Origin of the sequence: Microterricola pindariensis (assembly GCF_002936985.1) — a bacterium.
Lineage (GTDB): Bacteria > Actinomycetota > Actinomycetes > Actinomycetales > Microbacteriaceae > Microterricola > Microterricola pindariensis.
In genome coordinates this window covers 14,472-30,335 of the sequence record NZ_MPZN01000020.1, presented here as the reverse complement: position 1 = coordinate 30,335, position 15,864 = coordinate 14,472, and the positions used below count along the sequence as shown (strand labels likewise).

The following is a 15,864-nucleotide window of genomic DNA, read 5'->3' as shown; positions in this document are numbered from 1 at the left end:
CCTGTTTTTTCGCAGCACCAATTCACAGCGGAGCGCGCCGATTGTGGGGTGACGGGGCGCGACTGGCTGTGTAGTCTCGGCGGTGGAAGCGGGGCCATCATGAAGACGCTCATACTTGTTCGACACGCCAAATCGAGCTGGGACGAACCCAGCCTCGTCGATGAGGCCCGCCCGTTGAACAAACGGGGCCGCCACGACGCGCCGGAGATGGGCCGCCGACTGCTCGCCCGGGGCGTCGTCCCCGAGACCATCCTGGCCAGCCCCGCCGTCCGCGCCCGCACAACCGCCGAGCTGATCGCCCTCGAGCTCGGCGCCGAGGACGCCGTCGTCATCGACCACCGGCTCTACGCGACGAGCGCCTCCGGCATGCTCGAGGTCATCCGCGAGCAGGATGACGCGATCGACAGCCTGATGGTGGTCGGCCACGATCCGGAGATGAGCGATCTGGCCCACCGCTTCTCGCCGCTGTCACCGCCGATGGTCACCTGCGCCGTGCTCGAGCTGCAGTTCGACCGGGACAGCTGGACGGGCATTGAGCCGGCCGGCCTCAGCTCCAAGCACTTCGACTCACCGAAGGCGGGAGAGAAGGCCGTGGCGGGCGCAGCGGCACACGCCGGGGCGGGTGCCGAGCAGGCACCGCGGCCCGGCTCCCGCGCCGATTAGGCGACGAGCACGCCGTCCTTCCACACCCGCTCGACCAGCGGGACGCCGGGCCGGTAGGCGAGGTGCACGTAGCTCGGCGCGCGCAGCTGCACCACGTCGGCCCGCGCGCCGACGCTGAGCCGGCCGACATCCGTGCGCCGCAGGGCCGCGGCCCCGCCGGCCGTCGCCGCCCACAGTGCCTCGGCCGGGGTCAGGCCCATGTCGCGCACGGCGACCGCGATGCAGAACGGCATCGAGGAGGTGAAACTCGAGCCGGGGTTGGTGTCGCAGGCGATGGCGACCGTCACGCCGGCGTCGAGCAGCCGGCGGCCGCTCGGGTACGGCTGCCTGGTCGAGAATTCGACGCCGGGCAGCAGGGTCGCGACCGTGCTCGAGCCGGCCAGTGCGGCGACGTCCTCGTCGCTCAGGTAGGTGCAGTGGTCGACGGATGCCGCCCCCAGCTCGATCGCGAGACGCACCCCGTCGCCCGGCCCCAGCTGGCTGGCGTGCACCCGCGGCAGCAGCCCGGCGGCGATGCCAGCCGAAAGGACGCGGCGGCTCTGCTCCACCGTGAACGCGCCCGTCTCGCAGAACACGTCCACCCACTTCGCGTTCGGCGCGCAGGCGGCCAGCATCGGGCCGACGACCAGATCCACGTACTCGTCGGAGCGGCCGGCGTACTCGGCCGGCACGACGTGCGCGCCGAGGAAGGTGACCTCGTCGGTGGCCTCGGCGGCCAACCGGACGAGCCGCTCCTCGCTCTCGACCGAGAGGCCGTAGCCGCTCTTGATCTCCACGGTAGTCGTGCCCTGCGCCCGCAGCTCGGCGAGGAAGCCGGCCAGGCGGGCGCGCAGCTCGTCGTCGGTGGCTGCCCGGGTCGCGGCGACCGTCGAGCGGATGCCGCCGGCCTCATACCTCCGGCCGGCCATCCGAGCCTCGAACTCGGCGGCCCGGTCCCCGCCGAACACGAGGTGGCTGTGGCTGTCGACGAACCCCGGGATCACGCAGGCGCCGCCCGCGCTCAGCCGTGCGACAGACGACAGCGGGCCGAGGCCGAGCTCGGCGATGGCGGCGGCCGCGTCGACGGCCGCCCCGACCCAGGCCACTCGGCCGTCGGTCACGAGCAGGGCGGCATCCGTCAGCTCGCCGGTCGGGCCGGTGCCGAGGCTCTGATCGTTCGTGACCAGCAGGCCGATGTCGCTGAGCAGTGTCGTCGTCATGGCCCTAGCCTTCCAGCATGGGCACGCGGAGGCCCCGCTCCGCGGCCACCTCGACGGCGCGCGGGTAGCCGGCGTCGACGTGGCGCATCACCCCGGTGCCCGGGTCGTTCACCAGCACGCGGGCGATCTTCTCCGCGGCGAGGTCTGTGCCGTCGGCGACGATCACCTGGCCGGCGTGGATGGAGCGGCCGATGCCGACGCCGCCGCCGTGGTGGATCGACACCCAGGTGGCCCCGGACGCCGTGTTCAGCAGCGCGTTCAGCAGGGGCCAGTCTGCGATGGCGTCCGAGCCGTCGGCCATGGCCTCGGTCTCGCGATACGGCGAGGCGACGGAACCGGAGTCGAGGTGGTCGCGGCCGATCACGAGCGGTGCGCTCAGCTCGCCCGAGGCGACCATCTCGTTGAACTTGAGCCCGGCCAGGTGCCGCTCCTTGTAGCCGAGCCAGCAGATGCGGGCGGGCAGGCCCTCGAACTGCACCTTCTCTCCGGCGGCGGTGATCCAGCGCTTCAGGTGCTCGTCCGCCGGGAACAGCTCGAGGATCGCCCGGTCGGTCGCGGCGATGTCGGCCGGGTCGCCGGAGAGCGCCGCCCAGCGGAACGGTCCCTTGCCCTCGGCGAACAGCGGGCGGATGTAGGCCGGCACGAATCCGGGGAAGGCGAAGGCGCGCTCGTAGCCGCCGAGCTCGGCCTCCGCGCGGATCGAGTTGCCGTAGTCGAAGACCTCGGCGCCGGCATCCTGGAACTCGACCATCGCCTGCACCTGCTTGGCCATCGACGCCCGGGCGCGGGTGGTGAACCCCTCGGGGGCGGATGCCGCCAGCTCCCGCCAGTCGTCGACGGAGACGCCCTCCGGCAGGTAGGCGAGCGGGTCGTGCGCGCTGGTCTGGTCGGTGACGATGTCGATCGGCACCTTGCGCGCCAGCAGCTCGGCGAACACGGTCGCCGCATTGCCGACGAGGCCGACGCTCAGCGCGCGGCGCTCGGACTTGGCGGCGAGCACCCGGGCGATGGCATCGTCGATGTCGGCGGTCATCTCGTCGAGATAGCCCTTGGCGACGCGGCGCTGCAGCCGGGTGGCGTCGACGTCCACGATCAGCACGACGCCCTCGTTCATGGTGACGGCGAGCGGCTGTGCGCCGCCCATCCCGCCGCAGCCGCCGGTCAAAGTGAGCGTGCCGGCGAGGCTGCTGGCGTGCGGGTCGTCGCCGCGGGCCGCCGCGAGCTTGGCCGCGATCGCCGCGAACGTCTCGTAGGTGCCCTGCAGGATGCCCTGGGTGCCGATGTAGATCCAGCTGCCGGCCGTCATCTGTCCGTACATGGTCAGGCCGAGCGCCTCGAGACGGCGGAACTCCGGCCACGTCGCCCAGTCTCCGACGAGGTTGGAGTTGGCGATGAGCACCCGCGGGGCCCACTCGTGCGTGCGGAACACCCCGACCGGCTTGCCGGACTGCACCAGCAGCGTCTCGTCGGAGTCGAGGGTCTCGAGCGTGCGCACGATGGCGTCGTAGGCCTCCCAGCTGCGCGCCGCCTTGCCGGTGCCGCCGTAGACGACGAGCTCGTCCGGGTGCTCGGCGACCTCGGGGTCGAGGTTGTTCATCAGCATCCGCAGCGGCCCCTCGGTCTGCCAGCTCTTGGCGCTGAGGGTCGTGCCGCGGGCGGCGCGGACGGTACGGGGTCCTGACATGGTGCACTCCTTCGTGGTGGGGCGGCCGTGGTTGAGTCGGGCCGTCCCGTTGCCTGGGCCGTGCTCTCCCGCTGGTTGAGCCTGTCGAAACCCCTCACCACTGATTCGACACCGAACGGATGCCGCGTACAACGCGCACCGGCTAGCCTGTGTCTGTAATCACAGACGTGTTGCGACGCAGACGCGCGGGCCCCGGCCCGCGGAAGGAGCCCGATGGTCTCGAGCAAGGTGCCCGCCGCCGATCACACGCTGCGGATCCTCTCGTTCCTCTCGACGCAGCGCGGCCCCGTTGCCGCGGCGACGATCGCCGCCGCCCTCGACATCCCGCGCTCGAGCATCTACCACCTGCTGGCCGTGCTCACCCAGCACGGCTTCGTGCTGCACCTGCCGGAGGCCAAGCGCTACGGTCTCGGGCCGGCCGCGTTCGAGCTGAGTGGCGGCTTCTCCCGCCAGGAACCACTCACCCGCATCGGCCAGCCGCTGCTGGCCGGTCTCGTAGACCGGGTGGGCGAGAGCGGGCACCTCGTGGTGCTGCACGGCCGCGACGTGCTCTACATCGCCGAGGAGCGCGCGCCGCGCCGCCCCCGACTCGTCACCGACGTCGGCATCCGCCTGCCCGCCCACCTCACCGCCAGCGGGCGGGCCATGCTCGCCACCCTGCCGCCGGCGCAGCTGCGCGCCCTGTACCCGGATGCCGCGGCATTCGTCGACCGCAACGGGCAGCCGCCGCACAGCTACGGCGAGCTCAAGCAGCTGCTGCACGCCGTGCGCGAGCGCGGGTACGCCATCGAGGACAGCGCCGTCACCCCGGACTTCGCCTCGATCGCCGTCGCCGTGCGTGACCACGTCGGCTGGCCGGCAGCCGGGATCGCGCTCACCTTTCCAGAGGATGCCGTCGCGCCGGGGCGCTGGCCGGAGCTCGCCGCGCAGATCGGCGAGGTCGCGGACGAGCTGGCCCGCCGCATCCGCGGCTCCGCCCGCTGACCCCGAGCGCTGACGCCGGGGTCAGCCGACGGTGACGCCGCGAGCGGCGAGGAACGGGATGGGGTCGGTGCGCACGCCGTCGATGGCGACCTCGAAGTGCAGGTGGCAGCCGGTGGAGACTCCCGTGCTGCCGGACAAGCCGATGGCCTCGCCGGCCGTAACGGCCTGGCCGACTCCCACGGCGATGCCGCCGTCGACGAGGTGCGCGTAGGTGGTGGTGACGCCGTTGCCGTGGTCGATCACGATGCGGTTGCCGAGCCCGGAGAAGGCGCCGGCGGCGCTGACCGTGCCAGCTGATGCCGCGACGATCCACGCGTTGCAGCCGGTGCCGATGTCGACGGCGTAGTGGAACGGGCCGGCGCCGGCCGGCCTCTCGGGCCGCGGGCCAAAGGTGTCGGTGATCGGGCCGGAACCCGGCGCGGTCCATGCCGCGTCGATCAGCCGGCCGTCGTCGAGGGGCGCCGGCGGCAGCGCAGCGACCTGCGTGGCCGCGGCTCCGGCCACCCGGAGTGCGGCGACGGCGGCCGTCGCGGCCGTGACAGCGGCCTCGGCCGCAGCCAGCTCGGTGCGCGCCTCGTCGAGCGGGAGCTGCCCAGCGGCGGTGAAGGCCTGGTCTGCGTGGGCACGGGCGGCCACGGCGCGGTCGTGGTCGCGGTCGGCCCGGGCCGCGAGCACCTCGGGGTCGACGCTCTGGCTGTTGAGCCGTTCGACCGTGGAGAGTTCGCCCAGGAGCGCCTCTTCCGAGGAGTCACCGAAGAGCACATCGAGCGGGCTCACGCCCTGCCGGGGGGAGCCGGTCGGCCGCATCGCCTGCACCAGGAGCCGGGTGGAGGTGTCTGCCACGGACTCCGCCGTCGTCGCGGCATCAGCCAGGGCGGTGGCGGCCAGCAGCGCCGCGTCGTACTCGGACTGCACGAAGTCATAGCGGGCTTGGGCCCTCGTCAGCTCCGCCTTGCTCTTCGCGAGCACCAGCGAGGCGCGGCTCATCGCGGCCGAAGTGCGTGTCGCCGCGAGGCGGGCGACGGCCAGGCCGGTGTTCGCGGGCGTCGTCACGGTGAGCCGGGGCGGTGTCGGTCGAACGCCGGGTGCCGGGCGCGGGGTCGTTGTCGGTGTCGTCGTCGGGGTCGCCGTGGGAGTGGGCGTCGGCGTCACCGTGGGCGTCGGCGTCGGCGTCGCGGTGGGCGTCGGCGTGGGGGTCGGCGTCACCGACGGCGTGGGAGTGGGAGTGGGCGAGGGGGTCGGGGTCGGCGTGGCCGTGGGTGTCGGAGTCACGGTCGGTGTCGGCACGGGCGTCACCGTCGGCGTGGGCGTCACGGTCGGAGTCGTGACCGGAATCGGTGCTGGCGTGGCTGTCGGGTCCGGCGTGGCCGCAGGAGGGGGCGTGGCCGCGGGGGTCGCCGTCGGATCCACAGCCGCGGGCGTGGGCCCCGGATCTGTCGCGGCCGGGCCGGCCGGATCGCTGACCGCGGCGCTCTCCTGGCTGGCCGCGAGATCGGCAGCCTCCAGGGACTGGTCGTCGGCGCTCGCCGTTGACGACGCGCCGGCGATCGCGAGGGCCATCGTCAGCGTGAGCGCGATGGCTGACCGGTGCCGCCGCCAGGGGCGGCCCGGGTCCAATCCAGGGTCGTTCGCGAAGCGCAGTGTCATGACAGAAACCATCCACATTCGGGTTATGGACAGCCGGCCGAGAGGTCAGCCCCGTCAGTCTGTCACCCAGATGGGGCGCGCACAATGGCTTGGCGCAATTGTCGTCGTGCGCGGGTGAGCGGGCGCAGACCCCGCCAGCATGCCGATCTAGGCGAGCGGGCCGGTCACCGCGCTCGCGGAATCCAGCACGCGCCCGCTCTGCACCAGCTCGACGACGGCCTCGATTTCGGGGGACAGGTAGCGGTCCTGGCCGGGGCCGCCCGAGGCGGCGTTGACGAGCAGGGTCACGGCGCCGGTCGCGGCACCGGGGGTGAGCGGGGCGCGCAGGGCGAGGCCGCGCGCCGCGGTGAGCAGCTCAATGGCGAGCACCCGGCCGAGCCCGTCGATGGAGCGTCGCAGCTTGCGGGCGGCGGCCCAGCCCATCGACACGTGGTCCTCCTGCATGGCCGAGCTCGGGATCGAGTCCACGGATGCCGGCACGGCCAGCCTCTTCATCTCGCTCACGATGCCGGCCGCGGTGTACTGGGCGATCATGAGGCCGGAGTCGACGCCGACCTCGTGCGCGAGGAACGGCGGGAGGCCCTGGTTGCGGGCCCGGTCGAGGAAGCGGTCGGTGCGGCGCTCGCTCATGCTGGCCACGTCGGCGGCCGCGATGGCAAGGAAGTCGAGCACATAGGCGACGGGGGCGCCGTGGAAGTTGCCGTTGGACTCCACCCGGCCGTCGAGGGTGAGCACCGGGTTGTCCACGGCGCTGGCCAGCTCGGCGTGCGCGACGTTCGTGGCGTGGGCGACCGTGTCGCGGGCCGCGCCGTGCACGATCGGGGCGCAGCGCAGCGAGTAGGCGTCCTGCACGCGCGTGCACTCCGGCCCCTTGTGGCTCGCGACGATCGGAGAGCCCGCCAGGATCGTGCGGAAGTTCGCGGCGGAGAGGGCCTGCCCGGCCTGCGGCCGGAGCTTGTGCAGATCGGCGGCGAAGACGGCATCCGTGCCCATCAGCCCCTCGACGCTCATCGAGGCGGCGATGTCGGCGGTCTGCAGCAGCGCGCCGAGATCGTGGATCGCGAGCGAGAGCATGCCGAGCATGCCGTCGGTGCCGTTGATGAGGGCCAGGCCCTCCTTCTCGCCCAGCTGCAGCGGGGCGATGCCGGCCAGGGCGAGGGCGGATGCCGCGCTCATCAGAGTTTCGTCGTCTGAGTCGTCGCCCGCCGACGCGATGGTGGGGGCCGCGATTCCCGTTGTTGAGATTGCCTGATTCTGGGCTGCCGCCGTGCGAAGGCGAGATTCGCTGGCGCGAATCTCGCCTTCGCCCATCGCCACCAGTGCGCAGTGCGCGAGCGGGGCGAGGTCGCCGGAGCAGCCGAGCGAGCCGTACTCGCGCACGACCGGGGTGATGCCGGCGTTCAGGATGGCGGCGTAGGTCTCGGCGGTGACCCGGCGCACGCCGGTGCGGCCGGTCATCAGGGTGCTGAGGCGCAACAGCATGAGCGCCCGCACGACCTCCCGCTCGACCTCGGCGCCGGAGCCGGCCGCGTGCGAGCGGACGAGGCTGACCTGAAGCTGGGCGCGCCGGTCGGCCTCGATGTACGTCGTGGCGAGGGCGCCGAAGCCGGTCGAGATGCCGTAGTGCGCGGCCGGGTCGGCGGCCAGGTCGTCGATGATGGCGCGGCTGGCGGCGACGGCGTCCAGCGCGGCCGGGTCGAGCACGATCTGCGCGTCGTGCCGGGCGACGGCCACGACCTCCGCGATGCTGAGCGGCCCCTGGCCGACGGTCACGGTGCTGGCGGCGGAGGGCGCTGAGATGCTCATGCTTCCAGTGCACAGCACGCGGCTCGGCCCGGCAACGCGCGACGGGGTACTGCCGTCTGTAATGCCAGACAGGCGGGCGCGCCCCTTAGCGCCGCGGCTCCAGCCAGCGCCGGAGCAGCCGGGTCACGGCCGGGAGCATCAGGTACGTCATGATCGGCGTGAGGCAGAGCGTCGTGATGAGCGCGCGCAGGGCAAGGGGGAGGTCGTCCCAGCCGGGAATCAGCCAGGCGGTCAGATAGGCGAAGACGACGTTCAGAGGGAAGAAGCCGAGCCAGATGGTCGTGGCCTGCTTCCAACGCGGCGGTACGGGCGTGCTGCCGCCCGCGTGCTCGACGGTGACCACGGTGGGCTCGTCGAACCAGCCCTCGATGCCGGTGCGCCGCTCGGTCTTCTGCTCGTGCGCGAAGCCGCTGCCGCTCTCCAGCCACCAGGCGCGCTCGGGGGATTGTTCCCAGCGCAGCAGCGCGGCGTCATCCGCGAATCGGTAGAGCATGTGCCAAGTCGTGGAGTTCGCTCCGGCGCGCACCCAGCCGGAGCCGAGGAAGCCGGGGTACTGGGTGGCGAGATTGATGCCGGTCTGCATCCACGCCGTCGCCTCCGCGATGCGCGCCGGGTCGACGGTGCGCTCGATTGAGACGGTGATGGGGGTTGTGGTCATGAACCAAGCTCAACACACTCATGTGTCGGCGATGTGACGGGGCGGCGCGCTGGGCGGCCGGGCCCGGGCGACGACGGCCTCAGGCGAGGACGATCTCTGCCGACGGGTCGAGCGCAGGATAGAGGGCGTCGAGCGCGTCGACGAGCGGCGCGAGCTCCGGCACCTGCCTGGCCTCCTCGACGGCGGCGTGGAGGGTCGCGTCGTGGGTGGGGCGTGCCTTCTCGAGCAGCGCCTGGCCGGCCGCGGTGAGCTCGGTGTAGATGCCCCGGCGGTCGTCGGCGCAGAGGATCCGCGTGAGCAGCCCGCGGTCTTCGAGGCGGGTGACCAGTCGGGTGGTCGCACTGCTGGAGAGCGCGGTCGCCCGGGCGAGCTGCTGCATGCGCATGTGCCAGCCATCCTGGCGGCTCAGTGCGTCGAGCACGGTGAACTCAACGACCGAGAGCTGGTGCTCACCCTGGAGCGCCTTCTCGAGCGCGGATTCAATGATTCCGTGCACCGCGGCGAGCGCGCGCCACCCCTGGGCGCGAATCTCAACGGCGTCGTCGGCGATGCCCATCGGTGCTCCTTCCTGGTGCGGTCACTGCGTATACGAAAACTATACCAGCTTGCGCAGATATAACGCGTGTGCAAGCATTTAGCGAGCGTCTGCAACTACTGCGCACGCAGATAGTTGCAGACGCATCAATTAATGAAGGAGAACCATCTCGTGCCCCTCGCGCTGTATGCACTGGCCATCGGCGGCTTCGCCATCGGGCTCACCGAGTTCGTGATCATGGGGCTCCTGCCCGAGGTCGCCGCGGACTTCGCCGTGTCCGAGACTGCCGCCGGATACCTCATCTCGGGCTACGCGCTGAGCGTGGCGCTGGGCGCCATCGCCCTCACCGCCGTGCTGACCAGGGTCGACCGCAAGGCGGCCCTCCTCGGGCTAATGGTCCTGTTCATCGCCGGCAACCTGCTCTCGGCGCTCGCCCCCGACTACACCACGATGATGACCGGGCGCATCGTCGCCGCGCTCTGCCACGGGGCGTTCTTCGGAATCGGCGCGGTCGTCGCCGCGCAGCTCGTCGCCCCGAACAAGCGAGCGGCCGCCCTCTCGATCATGTTCGCCGGCCTCACCATCGCCAACGTCATGCGCGTGCCGCTCGGCACCCTGCTCGGTCAGGCGGCCGGCTGGCGGTCGACGTTCTGGGCCATCACACTCATGGGCGTCCTCTCCTTCGCCGCGATCGCGCTGCTCGTGCCCGCGCGAACAGGGGCGGATGCCGCGCGCAACCCCGACGGGCTGCGCGGGGAGTTCCGGGTGTTCCGCAGCCCGCAGGTCTGGCTGTCCATCGGCATCACCGTGCTCGGCTACGGCGGAATGTTCGGCGCGTTCACCTACATCGCCTTCACTCTCACCGAGGTGAGTGGCTTCGCCGCTGCCAGCGTGCCCTGGTTGCTGATGCTCTTCGGCGCCGGACTCTTCGTCGGCAACATCATCGGGGGCCGCCTGGCGGACAAGAACCTCGGGCTCACCCTGCTCGTCCTGCTCGTTGCGCTCACCGTGGTGCTCGCCGTGTTCGCCCTGACGGCCGGCAACCAGGCCATGACGTTGCTCTCGCTCGTGCTGATGGGCGGCTTCGGTTTCGCCACCGTCCCCGGACTGCAGATGCGCGTCATGGCGCACGCCGCCGAGGCCCCGACGCTGGCATCCTCCGCCAACATCGCCGCCTTCAACGTCGGCAACGCGCTCGGCGCCTGGATCGGCGGGCTGACGCTCGCGGCCGGCCTCGGCTTCACCTCGCCCATCTGGGCCGGTGCCGTCGTGACCGTCGGCGGGCTCGCCGTCCTCCTCGTCGCGGCCTTCGCGCCGGGTGGCGAGTTCAGACGGCCGGCACGCGCGCCCCACGGCACCCCCACCCTGACCACCCCCGTTCCCACCCACTAGGAGAAACCATGCCCGCAACGACAACACTCGTGCCCACGCTCACACTGAACAACGGCGTCGGGATTCCGCAGATTGGCTTCGGCGTCTTCCAAGTGCCGGATGACGCCACAGAGGCCGCGGTCAGCGCAGCGCTCGAGGCCGGCTACCGCAGCATCGACACCGCCTCGATCTACGGCAACGAGAAGGGTGTGGGGCGGGCGCTCGCCGCATCCGGAATCGCCCGCGACGAGCTCTTCGTCACCAGCAAGCTCTGGAACAGCGACCAGGGCGCCCCGGCCGCCGCGGCATTCGAGCGGAGCCTGGACGCGCTCGGCCTCGATCGGCTCGACCTCTTCCTCATCCACTGGCCGGCCCCGGCCAACGACCTCTATCTGCAGAGCTGGGAGGCCCTCGAATTGCTCGCGGCGAGCGGCCGGAGCCGCGCGATCGGCGTCTCCAACTTCCTGCCGGAGCACCTCGAGCGCGTGATAGCGCTCGGCGGCACCGTGCCGGCCGTCAACCAGATCGAGCTGCACCCCGCGCTCCGACAGCGGGAGACCGCGGCGTTCAACGCGGCGCACGGAATCGCAACGGAGGCGTGGAGCCCACTCGCCCAGGGCGGGTTGCTGGCAGACCCGGAGATCGTCGGGCTCGCTCGGGCACTCGGGCGCACCCCGGCGCAGCTCATCCTGCGCTGGCACCTGCAGCAGGGGCGCATCGCCATCCCCAAGTCGGTGACGCCCGCGCGTATCGCCGAGAACCTCGCCGTGTTCGACTTCGAGCTGGATGACGCGGCCATGGGCGCGATCGACGCGCTCGAGCCGGAGGGCGGGGCCGGACGCGTCGGGCCGCACCCGGCCGAGTTCAACGGCTAGATCCCGGGGCCGGCCTCACGGCTGAGCGCTGCACGCTGGGGCGCCGCCGCGCCGAGCGCGTCGTGGAAGAACGCCGCGACGCGCTCGCGCATCGCCGCGTCGAGGATGCCGATGGAGTGGTCGTCGCCGGGGGCGGTGACGAGCTCCGCGCCGACGCCGGCGGCGGCCAGGGCGGCGGCGAAATTCTGTGACTGGGCCAGCGGAATGAACTCCGCGTCGGCGTGACCGATGAGGAACGGCGGGTCGCTCGGGTCGATGAACGTCGAAGGGGAGGCGTCCTCCGCCTGCGGGCAGAGCGCCCACTCCGCGCAGCCGAGGTACCGGCTGATGATGTCCTGCACGAGAGCATTGCCGCCATCGCGCACCACGGCGGCCCGGCGCAGGTCGATCGGCGCCGAGAGCTCGGCGACCGCCGCGACCCGGCTGCCGCGGTCGAGCGGCCCGGTGCCACGGGTGCCGAGCAGCGCGGCCAGGTTGCCGCCGGCCGAGCCGCCGAAGGCGCCCAGCCGTGCCGGGTCGATGCCGAAGCGCTCCGCATTGGCGGGGGCGCGCACCCAGCGGGCGGCGAGCTCGACGTCGTCGATCGCCGCGGGGAACAGGCTCTCCGGCACCAGCCGGTAGTTCAGCGAGTAGGCCACGAAGCCCTCGCTGGCCAGCCACTGGCAGACCGCGCGCCAGTCGGCGTTGGCCTTGTCGCCGCGCGCCCAGCTGCCGCCGTGAATGGAGAGCACCGCGGGCCGCTCGATGCCGGCCTCGGCCGGCGCGCAGACGTCGAGGGTGAGCAGGGTGCCGTCGGCCCGCGTGCCGTACACCACGTCCTCGGTGACCCGGATGTCGGTCGGGGTGGTGAAGGTGCGGATCCCGATGATCTCCGGCGTGACGAGCTCCGACGTCGTCGTGCCCGATTCCGGCTGGATCTCGTGCACCCCGATGTGGAAACCGCTGAGCAGGGCGGTGGAAAGCAGGCCGGTGCAGGCCGCGGCGAGCACGGCGAACACCCGTGTGCGGCGCGAGCGGCCGACGAGGACGGGCTTCGATTTCACTGATGCTCCGGGTGCGCAACGGTGCGAGGGGTGGTGGTGCGAGTGAGACGAGCGTAGGGCACCGGCGGGGGCGGCGCGAATCTGCCGCCGGGCCCGCTGTTTCGGCTACTCGCCGGCAAGCGGCTTCGCCAGGCAGATGCTGTGCGCCTCGCCGATGTATTGCCCGAACTGCGGGATCTCCCGGTAGCCGTGCTTGCCGTAGAGCGCGAGGGCAGAGGCGTGCAGATCGCCCGTCTCCAGCACCAGGCGGCGGATGCCGCGCTCCGCCGCATCCGCCTCGATCCGGCGAAGCAGGGCGCCGGCCACGCCCAGGCCGCGGGCGCGCTCGCCGACGAACATGCGCTTCAGCTCGGCGTCGCCGGGCCGGCTGCCGTCGGCCTCCGGCTCCAGCGCCACGAGCGCCGAGAGGCCGAGCGCACAGCCGCCCTCGTCGCGGGCGACATATACGCGCACACTCGAACGCTCCAGCGCGTCGACGTCGAGCAGGAAGTTGCTCTCCGGCGGGTAGCCGAGGCTCCGGGCGTAGGCAGTGCTCTGCTCGAGCAGCCCCAGCAGCTCGTCCTGGCGCGGTGCCTCGATGTCGATGCTGAGGGCGGGCCTGGTTGCGGTCGGGCGGAGTTCTGCTGTCGTCATGGCGCGAGCCTAAGGGCGAGACGTTTCGGCGGCGTTTCGGGGCGATTGCTGGGCGGCCCGGGCCCGGCCCGGCCGGCAGGGTGCGCTGTTCAGGGCGACTTCTCAGCCGGCATCCGGTAATGTAGACAAGTCGGCTCTAGACACCGCATGTGTAATGCGGATGGGTTTGTAAGTCTGGTGGGCCGGTTTCGCAACAATTCTGTTGGCGAAAAATCACAATGTATGTGAACGGCCCCGGTCATTACTCCCCGGGTTCTCAGTTGCGGTGCGCTCGTTGGAGCGCAGCGCTGTTCTGCCATGTACTCGAACAAAACCCAGGAAATCTCTATGTCGAATAACCACAATTCTTCGGGTCGCACGGCCAAGAACTACGATCCTTCCTACGCCAAGGGCGGCAGCAAGGGCGGACCCAAGGCTCCCGGCTCTCGCGCACCCGGCCACCGCGGCCACCGTCCGGAAGAGGGCGGCCCCAAGAAGGCTCGCTGGAACGCCGACGAGCGCGCAGCCCGCGCCGGCGGAAACGACCGCCCCGCATACGGCAACGACCGCCCGGCCCGCGGCAACGACCGCCCGTCCTACGGCAGCGACCGTGGCGCGCGCTCCGAGCGCCCGTCCTACGGCGACCGCGCCCCGCGCACCGACCGCCCGGCCTACAACAACGACCGCGGCAACGACCGCGGCGAGCGTCCCTCCTACGGCGCCCGCTCCGAGCGCCCCTCGTACGGTGCCGACCGCGGTGCTCGCAGCGAGCGTCCCTCCTACGGCGACCGTCCGCAGCGCGGCAACGACCGCCCGTCCTACGGCAGCGACCGCGGTGCACGCTCCGAGCGCCCCGCGTACAACAACGACCGTGGCAACGACCGCGGTGCACGCCCGGCCTACGGCCAGGGCAGCGAGCGTCCCGCCTACGGTGACCGTCCGCAGCGCGGCAACGACCGCCCGTCCTACGGCAGCGACCGCGGTGCACGCTCCGAGCGCCCCGCGTACAACAACGACCGCGGTGCACGCTCCGAGCGCCCCGCGTACAACAACGACCGCGGTGCACGCCCGGCCTACGGCCAGGGCAGCGAGCGTCCCGCCTACGGTGACCGCCCGCAGCGCGGCAACGACCGCCCGTCCTACGGCAGCGACCGCGGCGCGCGCTCCGAGCGCCCCGCATACGACGCCAGCCGCAACGACCGTGGCGACCGCCCGGCCTACGGCCAGCGCCCCTCTTACAACGACCGCCCGCAGCGTCCGGAGCGCACCGAACGCCCCGCGTACAACGCCGCCGACCGCGCACCGCGCAAGGACTTCGCCGACCGCGCCGACCGCCCGCGTCGCAACTTCGACGAGCGCCCCCCGCGCCGCGACAACTTCGACCGCCCCGGCTTCCAGAAGTCGGACCGCAGCGACTCGAGCTTCTACCCGAAGCGCGACTTCTCCGGAACCGCGGGCAAGGGCCACTTCACCCCGCAGGATGACGTCGTGCTCGAGCGCCTCGAGGCCGAGGCCATTCAGGCCTCCGACGTCGTCGGCATGAGCTTCGGCGACCTGGGCCTCGGCGGCAACATCGTTGCTGCCCTCGCCGAGCTCGGCGCACCGAGCCCGTTCCCGATCCAGGCTGCGACCATCCCCGACGTTCTCGCCGGCAAGGATGTCCTCGGCCGCGGCAAGACCGGCTCGGGCAAGACCATCGCCTTCGGCGCACCGCTCGTCGAGAAGCTGATGGAGAACGGCGGCGGCAAGAAGCGCGCCATGTCGCGCAAGCCCCGCGCCCTGATCCTCGCCCCGACCCGCGAGCTCGCCCTGCAGATCGACCGCACGGTACAGCCCATCGCGCGCTCCGTCGGCCTGTTCACCACGCAGATCTACGGCGGCGTTCCGCAGCACCGCCAGGTGGGCGCGCTGCAGCGCGGCGTCGACATCATCGTCGGCACCCCTGGCCGCATCGAGGACCTGATCAACCAGGGCCGCCTCGACCTCAGCCAGGTCACCATCACGGTGCTCGACGAGGCCGATCACATGTGCGACCTCGGCTTCCTGGAGCCGGTGCAGCGCATCCTCCGCGAGACCGCAGACGGCGGCCAGAAGCTGCTGTTCTCGGCCACGCTCGACAAGGGCGTCGCCGCCCTCGTCAAGGAGTTCCTGCCCTCCCCGTCGGTGCACGAGGTTGCCGGTGAAGACCAGGCCTCCTCGACCATCGACCACCGCGTGCTCCTCATCGAGCAGCGCGACAAGACCCGGATCATCGAGCAGCTGGCCGACCGCGACGGCAAGACCCTGGTCTTCGCCCGCACCCGCGCCTTCGCCGAGCAGCTCGCCGACCAGCTCGACGACGCCGGCATCCCGGCTGTCTCGCTGCACGGCGACCTCAACCAGGCCCGCCGCACCCGCAACCTGGCGCAGCTGACCAGCGGCCGCGTCAGCGTGTTGGTGGCCACGGATGTCGCGGCTCGCGGCATCCACGTCGACGACATCGACCTGGTGATCCAGGCCGACGCCCCCGACGAGTACAAGACGTACCTGCACCGCGCCGGCCGCACCGGCCGCGCCGGCAAGCAGGGCACCGTCGTGACGCTCATCCCCAAGCAGCGCCAGCGCCGCATGGCCGAGCTGCTCGAGCGCGCCGAGATCGAGGCCGACTTCGTTCAGGCCTTCCCCGGCGACGCACTCGTGTCGCAGATCGCCGGCCACGCGCCGGCCAACGCGTAGTCACACGCAGCACCCCTGGGCCCGCTCGACCTTCCGGTCGGGCGGGCCCTTCTGCATGCCCGGGGCACCGCC

At 72.0% G+C, this 15,864-nt stretch carries 13 protein-coding genes; 5 read left to right on the top strand and 8 right to left on the bottom strand.

Features of this window, described 5'->3' with window-relative positions:
* Positions 1–99 precede the first annotated feature (99 nt).
* Positions 100–663: a SixA phosphatase family protein gene (locus GY24_RS07910; RefSeq protein WP_104475146.1), complete on the top strand. Its 564-nt coding sequence runs from the start codon at positions 100–102 to the stop codon at positions 661–663.
* Here the strand turns inward: GY24_RS07910 and hutI are convergent.
* Both hutI and hutU read right to left on the bottom strand, forming a co-directional pair.
* Positions 660–1,862 (bottom strand): imidazolonepropionase, encoded by a 1,203-nt coding sequence (gene hutI / locus GY24_RS07905; protein ID WP_104475145.1) that lies wholly within the window; start codon positions 1,860–1,862, stop codon positions 660–662. The two genes, GY24_RS07910 and hutI, sit on opposite strands and share 4 nt — an antisense overlap.
* Before the next feature lie 4 nt (positions 1,863–1,866).
* Positions 1,867–3,546 carry a urocanate hydratase gene (hutU, locus tag GY24_RS07900; protein ID WP_104475144.1) on the bottom strand — a complete coding sequence of 560 codons (1,680 nt, stop codon included), beginning with the start codon at positions 3,544–3,546 and terminating at the stop codon, positions 1,867–1,869.
* Positions 3,547–3,759: 213 nt separating this feature from the next.
* Between hutU and GY24_RS07895 the strand changes: the two genes are divergently transcribed.
* Positions 3,760–4,530: an IclR family transcriptional regulator gene (locus GY24_RS07895; protein ID WP_104475143.1), complete on the top strand. Its 771-nt coding sequence runs from the start codon at positions 3,760–3,762 to the stop codon at positions 4,528–4,530.
* A 21-nt stretch (positions 4,531–4,551) separates the two neighbouring features.
* Here the strand turns inward: GY24_RS07895 and GY24_RS07890 are convergent, their stop codons facing one another.
* From GY24_RS07890 to GY24_RS07875, 4 genes are all read right to left on the bottom strand, one after another.
* Positions 4,552–6,177 carry a M23 family metallopeptidase gene (locus tag GY24_RS07890; protein ID WP_104475142.1) on the bottom strand — a complete coding sequence of 542 codons (1,626 nt, stop codon included), beginning with the start codon at positions 6,175–6,177 and terminating at the stop codon, positions 4,552–4,554.
* A 147-nt stretch (positions 6,178–6,324) separates the two neighbouring features.
* Positions 6,325–7,983, bottom strand: coding sequence for a histidine ammonia-lyase (gene hutH, locus GY24_RS07885; protein ID WP_104475141.1), 1,659 nt, complete (start codon positions 7,981–7,983; stop codon positions 6,325–6,327).
* Positions 7,984–8,068: 85 nt separating this feature from the next.
* Positions 8,069–8,641 (bottom strand): antibiotic biosynthesis monooxygenase, encoded by a 573-nt coding sequence (locus GY24_RS07880; protein WP_104475140.1) that lies wholly within the window; start codon positions 8,639–8,641, stop codon positions 8,069–8,071.
* 79 nt (positions 8,642–8,720) lie between these two features.
* Positions 8,721–9,197, bottom strand: a complete 477-nt coding sequence (locus GY24_RS07875) for a MarR family winged helix-turn-helix transcriptional regulator (protein ID WP_104475139.1) — start codon at positions 9,195–9,197, stop codon at positions 8,721–8,723.
* 150 nt (positions 9,198–9,347) lie between these two features.
* Between GY24_RS07875 and GY24_RS07870 the strand changes: the two genes are divergently transcribed.
* Positions 9,348–10,568 carry an MFS transporter gene (locus GY24_RS07870; protein ID WP_104475163.1) on the top strand — a complete coding sequence of 407 codons (1,221 nt, stop codon included), beginning with the start codon at positions 9,348–9,350 and terminating at the stop codon, positions 10,566–10,568.
* Between the two features lie 8 nt (positions 10,569–10,576).
* A complete protein-coding gene (locus GY24_RS07865; RefSeq protein ID WP_104475138.1) occupies positions 10,577–11,422 on the top strand; it encodes an aldo/keto reductase in 846 nt (281 codons plus the stop codon).
* Here GY24_RS07865 and GY24_RS07860 read toward each other — a convergent pair.
* Positions 11,419–12,465 carry an alpha/beta hydrolase gene (locus tag GY24_RS07860; protein ID WP_161498707.1) on the bottom strand — a complete coding sequence of 349 codons (1,047 nt, stop codon included), beginning with the start codon at positions 12,463–12,465 and terminating at the stop codon, positions 11,419–11,421. The genes GY24_RS07865 and GY24_RS07860 overlap by 4 nt on opposite strands.
* A gap of 105 nt (positions 12,466–12,570) precedes the next feature.
* Complete coding sequence (locus GY24_RS07855; RefSeq protein ID WP_104475136.1) at positions 12,571–13,098, bottom strand: GNAT family N-acetyltransferase; 528 nt, start codon at positions 13,096–13,098, stop codon at positions 12,571–12,573.
* Positions 13,099–13,425: 327 nt separating this feature from the next.
* Here GY24_RS07855 and GY24_RS07850 point away from each other — a divergent pair, with 327 nt between their 5' ends.
* Positions 13,426–15,792: a DEAD/DEAH box helicase gene (locus GY24_RS07850; RefSeq protein ID WP_104475135.1), complete on the top strand. Its 2,367-nt coding sequence runs from the start codon at positions 13,426–13,428 to the stop codon at positions 15,790–15,792.
* Positions 15,793–15,864 lie beyond the last annotated feature (72 nt).

What these genes read in the sequence shown, in the direction of transcription:
- GY24_RS07910 (WP_104475146.1), top strand. Translation starts at nt 100, where the DNA reads ATGAAGACGCTCATACTTGTTCGACACGCCAAATCGAGCTGGGACGAA.
- hutI (WP_104475145.1), bottom strand. Translation starts at nt 1,862, where the DNA reads ATGACGACGACACTGCTCAGCGACATCGGCCTGCTGGTCACGAACGAT.
- hutU (WP_104475144.1), bottom strand. Translation starts at nt 3,546, where the DNA reads ATGTCAGGACCCCGTACCGTCCGCGCCGCCCGCGGCACGACCCTCAGC.
- GY24_RS07895 (WP_104475143.1), top strand. Translation starts at nt 3,760, where the DNA reads ATGGTCTCGAGCAAGGTGCCCGCCGCCGATCACACGCTGCGGATCCTC.
- GY24_RS07890 (WP_104475142.1), bottom strand. Translation starts at nt 6,177, where the DNA reads ATGACACTGCGCTTCGCGAACGACCCTGGATTGGACCCGGGCCGCCCC.
- hutH (WP_104475141.1), bottom strand. Translation starts at nt 7,983, where the DNA reads ATGAGCATCTCAGCGCCCTCCGCCGCCAGCACCGTGACCGTCGGCCAG.
- GY24_RS07880 (WP_104475140.1), bottom strand. Translation starts at nt 8,641, where the DNA reads ATGACCACAACCCCCATCACCGTCTCAATCGAGCGCACCGTCGACCCG.
- GY24_RS07875 (WP_104475139.1), bottom strand. Translation starts at nt 9,197, where the DNA reads ATGGGCATCGCCGACGACGCCGTTGAGATTCGCGCCCAGGGGTGGCGC.
- GY24_RS07865 (WP_104475138.1), top strand. Translation starts at nt 10,577, where the DNA reads ATGCCCGCAACGACAACACTCGTGCCCACGCTCACACTGAACAACGGC.
- GY24_RS07855 (WP_104475136.1), bottom strand. Translation starts at nt 13,098, where the DNA reads ATGACGACAGCAGAACTCCGCCCGACCGCAACCAGGCCCGCCCTCAGC.
- GY24_RS07850 (WP_104475135.1), top strand. Translation starts at nt 13,426, where the DNA reads ATGTCGAATAACCACAATTCTTCGGGTCGCACGGCCAAGAACTACGAT.